Below are 2,722 nucleotides of genomic sequence, written 5' to 3' on the forward strand. Positions count from 1 at the left end.
GCAGCGCGGCGATCAGGGCTGAGCTGTTCGGCAGATGCGGCTCCTCGGCATCGAGAATCCGCGTGAAGCCGCGCTGCTTCAGCGCCATGATGGCATCGCGTTCACAGTCCATATCGAGCCGTGCCGAGTTGCAGACGATGTCGATGAGCCGGTCGAGAGCGTGAATGCGGCCGAGGAGATAGTCGTGCTCGCGATAGGCGCGCGAGAAGAACGCGGCGAAATGCCCGAAGCCGACGCCCTTGAGACGCCCGCCGGCGCCGAATTCCTTGAGCGCCAAGGCGTCCTGCGGACTGATGCGGTCGACCAGGATCTTGTTGAACTCGCCGACCTCGCGCCAACGCATGAACGGGAACGTCAAGACATCCCAGAACGGAAATCCCAGATAATTGACGAGAACCTCCCGCCGGGCATTCGGATGCCATTGCTTCGGATCGGTTGAGACCAACAACTTGTCGACGTCGTCGGTGCTGGCATTGAGATCGATCTGCGTTGCCAGTTGATCCACCAGGAGGTCGATGCGCTCGCGGTGACGCGCGACGAATTGGCGGGCATAGGACTCGAGGTCCTCGGCTTCGCTGATATCGGGCGCGGTCGCGAACAAGGTCTCGACCAGATCGCGGGTCGCGGGCTTGAAGGCCGTGATGTCTTCGCGGCGGTTGAGGATGTCAAGGCAGTCGTAGAAGTCGCGCTTCAAGCGGTCGACGGTCGCGCGGTCGAAATCCTGAAAATGCGCGCGATCAATCGCCTGATACAAGCGGTTCTGTCCCTCGATCATGAAGTGCAGGCGCCGTTTGCGATAATCCACATCGAACGCGAGCAGGAACTTCACCCAACGCGGGGCCTGCTGCGCTGACGCCGCCGCTTCGAGGTGCACGGCTTGCTGCCCGTCCTGCCGATAGATCGTATCGGTTGCGATCGCCCACGCGTCGATGATCACCGTGATGGCGCGGGCGAACGGCGAATGGGCGGGAACACGGCGCAGCGCCGCGATCAGGCCGGCGACAAAGGAGCGGACGGAGGCCAGCTTGAGCCGGACATAGGCTTCGTAAGCGAATCCGGCGTCGGCTGCGACCTGAACATTGACCCGTTCGCGCCAGGCGCGGACCTGCTCGGGCGTGATCGGCTGATCAAACGAGGCCGGGCCGATGTCGGCGACCAAGCGGCTGACGTGCGGCCGGGCCTCGTCGATGATCTCGCGCAGACGCGTGATGCGGTCGTTGAAATTGTTGACCCAATCGAGCTCGTCGCGCACCGGCTCGGCGCTCGGCAGATCCGACAATGCCGCCTTCAAGGTCGAGAAGAAGCCGGGAAGCTCGGAGCGCGGCTGTGTACCCGGCATGACCGGATCGGGGTCGATATAAATGAGCCGCCGATCGACCTGCCGATAGGCCGGCCGCCCGCGGATCGCCGAGATCGCCTCGCGAAACGGGCGATTGTTGAGCACGCTGCCGTCGAGGAAGCAGGCCGAGGTCGGGTCGATGTTGAGCCGCGTATAGGCATCGAAATTGCGCGCGATGAAATCGTCCCGCTTGGGCCAGGGGACGGATTTGCGCGCGAGCACGGCGTCCATCTCGCTGATCTGCGCCGGCGGGAAGGCGCCGGGGAAGGACGATGTGGCGCGCGCCGCGAACGCCAACGCGGCCGCGTTCTCGAAGACGAAATCGCTGATCACCTCGCCGTTCGGCCGCCGCTGATAACGAAACCGCAGCACGTGCCGGTGCTCGCGCTCTTGAATGATCGGCGGATCGTGGATCTGAACGAGCTGCCGATGCCCGTAATGATCGGTCACCGTGACGAACAGGTCGAGCCTTTGGCCCGAGGGCAGCAGCGATGCCCGCGGATGCTTCGGCTGTCCCATGGAGGCTGCGGCATCGTACATGAGCTCGGCCATGCGATCGCCGCTCAGCGGCGGCTTGAACCATCGCGAGCGTACGAACAGCGAAAGATTGCGCCGCACCTCCCGGTCCCGGATCGATTCCCACAGGCCCGTCGCCCCCAACAGCCAGACCACGGGCTTGAGCACGAGCTTGCTGCCGGCCCGCGCCCGCGCCCGCGGGGCAAGCAGGCCGCTGATGTCGGCATTGTCGAGCCACAGGTCGCGCAGCGCTCCGATCGGCAGATCGTGGGCGAGCGCGCGCGCCAGCATGGTGCCGTTGATGCCGCCGGCCGAGGCTCCGGCGACGATGTCGACGACGATGCGCAGCTCGAGGGTTCTGCCGATGTCGTGCAGCAGGTCGAAATAGATCTCGTCGGTGTCGTATTCGGGGTCGGCGCGGTCGGCGCGGTCGAAGAAGGATGCGCTCGCGCGCGCGTCACGATCGGCAATCGAATGCAGCGCGCTCGAGGCGCGGACCAGCTTCAGGATTTCCTTGCTGATCCCGTGCATGTAGACGGCGAGCGAGACGCCGCCGAAGCACACCAGCGCGATCCTGAGCTCTTTCTCCTTCAACGGCCGCCTCGCGCCGCGGAATGATGCGCCGTCGCCATTCCGAAAGACGGCGCTACAGCGTCCCCTCCTCCGCCAGCGGGGGCGGGAGCCGAAAGCTTACCACTGCAGGCCGGCTTGCAGGAAGCCGCCGTAGCGGTCGGTCGTGTAGGTCAGCAGCTGGCCGAAGCTGTCGATCGAATTGGTGTTAAGATGCCACCACCGGCCGCCGAGCCCGAGATAAAAGTAGTCGGTAAGTTGATAATTCAAAATAGCTTCGGTCTGGAAGCCGCTGCC

General features: G+C 64.6%; 1 protein-coding gene. It reads right to left on the reverse strand.

The window, feature by feature from the left end; genetic code table 11:
• Positions 1–2,449 (reverse strand): patatin-like protein (locus tag JOY90_RS10895; protein WP_291691143.1); only part of this gene is annotated, 2,449 nt, incomplete at its 3' end.
• Positions 2,450–2,722 lie beyond the last annotated feature (273 nt).

It is taken from the genome of Bradyrhizobium sp., from assembly GCF_019242285.1.
Taxonomy (GTDB): domain Bacteria; phylum Pseudomonadota; class Alphaproteobacteria; order Rhizobiales; family Xanthobacteraceae; genus Bradyrhizobium.